Source organism: Aquimonas sp. (assembly GCF_044377145.1).
Classification (GTDB): domain Bacteria; phylum Pseudomonadota; class Gammaproteobacteria; order Xanthomonadales; family Xanthomonadaceae; genus Aquimonas.
Map to the genome: position 1 here is coordinate 1 of NZ_JBILJQ010000143.1, position 5,421 is coordinate 5,421.

Genomic DNA, 5,421 nt, shown 5'->3' on the forward strand with positions numbered 1-5,421 from the left:
CTGGGAAGCGCGAGCACGGCAAACATTTCAGCCCATGTGGGCCAAGGTCTTCCGAGGTATGCGCCCGGGCGCCGATGTGTTCCAAGAGTTTCTGGGCTTCGTGACGCGCGCGAAAGCGACGCTCGCGCCGCCGGAGGACACCTTCAACCGCTCCCAGCTGAAGCCCGAGTTCGCCATCTTCGTTCTTGCCTTCAAGCAGCTTGAACAAACCCGGCTGGAGGAGATCCAGGCCGGACGCGGCGCGCGCAGCTACGACGACATGCTGTTCGACCTGATGAGCCTACTCAAAGCGCGGCCGGAGCTGTGGCGACAAATCCAGGGTCGGCTCGACCACATCCTCGTCGACGAGTTTCAGGACACCAACGAGATCCAGTTCGAGCTGCTGCGTGGACTGGCCGGCACCACTGCTTCCGTGGCCGCCTGTGGTGATGCCGATCAGTCCATCTACGGCTTTCGCGGCAGCCGCGTCGAGATCATGACGCAGCGCTTCGCGCAGACCTTCAGCCCATGCACGCGCTTCACCCTGAGCCGCACCTTCCGCTACGGGCCGCGGGTGGCCTTGCTGGCGAACGCGTTGATCAACCACAACCGCGAGCGCGACGACCACATCGTCATCAGCGCGCCAAGTTGTCCCGACACGGTCGTCGAGCGCCTCGCGGTCGCTCCGGGTTCCACCAGCGGGCTCGTGGGCCTCGTCTCAGGACTCGCCGCCCAGCATCGCCTCCATGAGGTCCTGATGCTGGTCCGCAACTTCGAGCATGCCCTGCCCTTCGAATTCGAGTTGACCAAGGCGGATATCCCCTTCGTGGTCGAGGGCCGCGAGAGCCTGCTTCGTTCGCCGGAGCTGGCGATGTTGACCGGCGCCCTGCACCTCGCCGCCGGCAAGCTGCCTCGGGAGCCAAACGCACTCTCGATCTACATCGACGCGCTGATGGGTACGCCCACGCTGTACATCGACCGCGTCACCAACAGCACCATCAAGGCCGACGTCGTCCGCGCGGCGCTCACGGGCCAACGGATTGGCCCGGTCCTGAACCCGCACGTAGCGCGCCTGAACGGGCCTGTCCAGGCCAACCTCGCGCGCCGGGCCGCCGCTCTCTCCGATACTGAGAGCGGTCGGTATGCCACCCACTCTCCGAGCGCCGTGCTGAAGCGCTATGCCGCCGCCATTGACCTGATCCCGAGCATCGAACGAAGCGCCAGTACCCCCGAGCGCGCCGCGGCGCAGCTGTCCAACATCAACGCCTTCATGACCCTCGCCGGCGAACACGAAGCGATCGAGAGCTTTCTGCAGGCCATCGACGAGGTCGCAAACCGCCTCAAGCCTCAGGGGGACCATCTGCGCATCACCTCCATCCACCGGGCGAAGGGCGCAGAAGCGCCGATGGTCATCGTGGCGGGATGGGGTGGCGGATTCCCTTCGTCGCGCTCGAACATCGAAGAAGAACGCCGACTGGCCTACGTCGCGATCACGCGCGCCAAGGAACGCCTGGTGCTGATCCATCCCCACGACAGTGAACTGGAAGCGAGCCTCGCGGGAGGCGCCGGCGTCCTAGCGCCCATCGGCGCGACAGGCTCGCGCTTCCTGTACGAGATGGATCTGCCCGGCATGGCCTCAGTTCACCGTGCGCTGTTCGGCGGAGGGCTTGGGGGACGGTGCCTGCAGCCTGCCTTGGCCAGCCGCTATGCGGCCGAGATCGGGGTGGAGTGCCCCTTCACTTCCACCGTGCCACCGACGACGACGATGGCTCGCGCCGCACCGGTAGAGCTCCCACCTGATTCGGAGTTCATGCCCCTCACTGAGCGCACCGTGGTCCGAGTGGGGGACTTCATCAAGGCGACCGCCGGTGCCCGTTGGGGTGTGGTGGTGAAACTCCCCACCGCGCGGATAGCTGTGATCCGGGACAACGTGGGCGGTGAGGTCGGGGTCTCTCTAACTCGGGGGCTCTGGCGCTACGCCGCGTGCCGAAAAGCTCAGGACTGACGCGCGGGCACCGCAGAGCTTTGTGTGCCAGCCACGCGAAACTGAGCGGCCAATCCGACGCGACCCCTCGGTCATGGATCACCCGAGAGTCGTTGGCGGTCCGCGCTCTGCAGGCCGGTGCGCGTGCTCGACGCGGTGTCAGTCCGCGCGGTGTGAGGCACCGGCCGCAACTCAGGTCACGCTTGGGCTTGCGGCGCGTTGAGCATCGCCCGCGGCCCGATGAAAGAGGGCAGCAGGAAGTGACCACAACCGAGCGCCTGCACTGCGTTGGCCTCCAGCGCACAAGCCATCTCTGGGTGAACCAGATTGGCTCTTGCGGCTGCGTGCTCTTCGATGCCGGCGACGGTCCGCTCCTCGCCGCCGAAGGCCGTCGCATCGAGGCAGTGTTACCAAGACTTCCACCAGCGCCCCTCACAGGCCACCCCACGAGGGATGCCAAGATTGCGATCCTCGGCACGGTCAGCGCGGACGCTCTAGCAGGAGCCAGAATACGATCAAGGCATAGATGATCGGTTCAATTCGAAGGAGCACAGATTGGTGGAGCCAGAGAGCATCGTCCGGTACTGGCATGCAGTCGAACTGTTGCAGCCGCAATCCGCACCCAGGATCACGAAGCGCGGCAGCGTCTATGACGCTTTTCTCCACGACACGCCCAGCACGCGCCCCATTCCTCCTTGGGCACCGGGGAGCATCCTCAGCAAGCAGACGCTTCCCCACAATCGGGAGTGGAGCCACACGCTCTTTGCCCATTTGTACGACAGCCGGCTCGTCGACGCCGCGCTCAAGGAGCTGTACGGCGCTGACCAGGGCTACCGCGAGCCGCAGCCGCGAGAGTCGGCGCTGTTCGCCGCGAAGTTCACCACGACCGGACAACTGGTGGAGAACAGCTTCGTACTCTCCAGCGAGGCCTGGTTTCTCGGTCGGGCACTGGCGGGGCGGGACTGGATGCGTGGATTCGAGGACGATCAACGGGCCGCCGCCGAGCAGGCGCAGACGCAACTCCAGGGCCAGGTTTCCGGCGATGCCCTGCGGGACTTCACTCTGTGGATACTGGAGTTTCTCGGCGTGGCGAAGTATTTCGCTGTCGTGGAGCACCCGCCGCTGCGATTCCGCTCGCAACCCGTCAAGCCCGACAAGACCGCGACGGAAGACGATCCGCTCAACAGCTTCCTGCTCGAAGACTTGAGTGCCGTCGCCGACAGCCTCCGCAAGGGTGTGGCCAGCGAAGCGCTGAACCAGTACCTGCGCCGCCATGATCCGCAACAGCGCCTGCACATCGACGCCGAAGTCGCCTCCTTGCCGCTGATCGAGCGGCTGATGCCACAGGCGTATGCCGATAGCTGTTGGCCTTCCGAGCGGCACCTGGGGCTTGTGCATTCCCAGCAACTGGCCGTCAACACCGTTCTGTCCACGCTTGCCGACGGAAAGGGGCTGCTGGGGGTCAATGGCCCGCCTGGGACAGGCAAGACGACCTTGCTGCGCGACTTGATCGCCGCCATCGTTACGGGGCGGGCCGACGTGCTTGCCACGTTGGGCCGCGCATCAGACGGTTTCGCCAGCAACGCGCTCGAAGCCAGCAACGATGGGGGCAAGGAGCAGGTAGCCTTCAAACTCAATCCTTCGCTGTTCGGCTTCGAAATCGTCGTTGCTTCGGCCAATAACGGTGCCGTGGAGAACGTCACTCTTGAGCTGCCCCAGCGCGACAAGATCGACGAGAGCTGGCTGCCCGAGGCAGAGCACTTCGCCGACCTGGGCGAACTGATCACCGACAAGCCAGCCTGGGGATTGATCTCCGGTGCGCTGGGCAGCAAGGCTCGGCGTAACAAGTTCGTGGAGCGCTACTTCAAGGGGAAACGCCCGTTTGCGGGACTGAACCGGTCAGACAGCGACGGCGAAGGGAGCGACGAAGCCGAGACTCACGAAGAAGACGTTCCCAAGTCCCTGTTTGCCGACCCGGCCACTGCGGCCACCATCGATGGCGAGCAAGCCCTTTCGCAACAACAGAAAGCGCCTGAAGGCCTGAACACATGGCTCGGCACACACGCAAAGCTCAACAAGGAGCGCACGCCGGAACAACGCAAGACCCTGTGGCTGCAGGCGGTTACCGAGTACCAGGCAGCCAAGGCGAAGGTTCGCACGGCATGCGCCGATTCGCAGCGCATCCGCGCACTGATCCAGACCCTGCTGACGACCCGGAAGAAGATCGCCGATGCGACTGCCATTTTGGAAGCGCTCGAACAGCACCTAGCGCGCACGGCGGAACAACAGGCGCGCCTGGACGCCGAGGAAGGCCGAACCGCCAACGCGGCATTCAAAGATGCGCTGGGGGCGCTCACACGGCACCAGGCGAGCAGTCCGGGGTTCTGGGCGAACCTGCGCACACTGTGGGGCGCATCACGCGCCTGGAAAGCTGCGCTGAAGCTCCTGCAAGACCGACGTGATTACGCGAAAGCCGAGTTTGATCGCGTCGCACGGCTGGCGAAGCAGTTCGAGGCCTCCAGCCAGCAGATATCGCGGCAGATCACTGGCGCTCGCCAGGCTTTGCAGCAATGTCGGGTGGAAGAACACTCTGTACGACAACAAGCCATCGGTTTGGCCAGCGCGTGCCGCGCCGGCCATCTTCTGTCGTGGCTGCAGTGCGGCGTTATCGGTCGCGGCGATGCAATCGAACTGGCGGAGCCATGGCACATTGAGGGCTGGCGACAGGCCCGTGCTCGCGTGTTCATCCAGGCGCTGAAGCTGCATCGGACGTTCTTCGAGCTGGAGGCCGCACGGATGCGCTCCAACCTGTCCCTTGTCAACGCGCTGCTGACCGGACCGCGCTTGCAGGGGCTCTCGCGCGATGCAATCCGCTCGGCCTGGGCCTCACTGTTCATGGTCGTGCCGGTACTCAGCAGCACCTTCGCCTCGTTCGCACGTTCGTTCAGCTCATTCAGTGTCGGGGAGATCGGCTGGTTGCTGGTGGATGAAGCCGGACAGGCGTCCCCGCAAGCGGTAGTTGGCGCGCTCTGGCGATCTCGGCGAGCGCTGCTTGTGGGTGACCCCTTGCAACTCAAGGCCATCGTCAACGTGTCCAACGCTGTGCTTGAACACATGCGCACGCGCTATCGCGTCGAGCCGCATTGGCTCCCCAACAAACAGTCCGCGCAGACCTTGGCGGACCAAGCTACGACGTGGGGCCGCCTGGCGGGACCGACCGACGGCAAGAGGTGGGTCGGGTTGCCTTTGGTCGTGCATCGGCGCTGCGACAAGCCAATGCACGGGTTGGCCAACCGCATCGCTTACGACGGCGCGATGGTCTACGGCACCGTCGCGCCGCGCACGGACAAAGAAACGCGCGCCCGTCTCCAGACGGGATGGATTCACGCCAGTGGGGCATGCGAAGGGAACTGGGTGCCGGCCGAAGGCGAGGCCCTGCGGGCACTTCTCGCTCTGCT

Annotated in this window: 2 protein-coding genes; both read left to right on the forward strand. The window is 64.9% G+C overall.

Annotation, left to right across the window (positions count from 1 at the left end; genetic code table 11):
- On the forward strand, nt 1-1,984 hold a 1,984-nt coding region (locus tag ACIQ7H_RS21655), incomplete at its 5' end, for an ATP-dependent helicase (RefSeq protein WP_395795483.1).
- A 537-nt stretch (nt 1,985-2,521) separates the two neighbouring features.
- A partial coding sequence (locus ACIQ7H_RS21660) for an AAA domain-containing protein (RefSeq protein ID WP_395795485.1) occupies nt 2,522-5,421 on the forward strand: 2,900 nt, incomplete at its 3' end.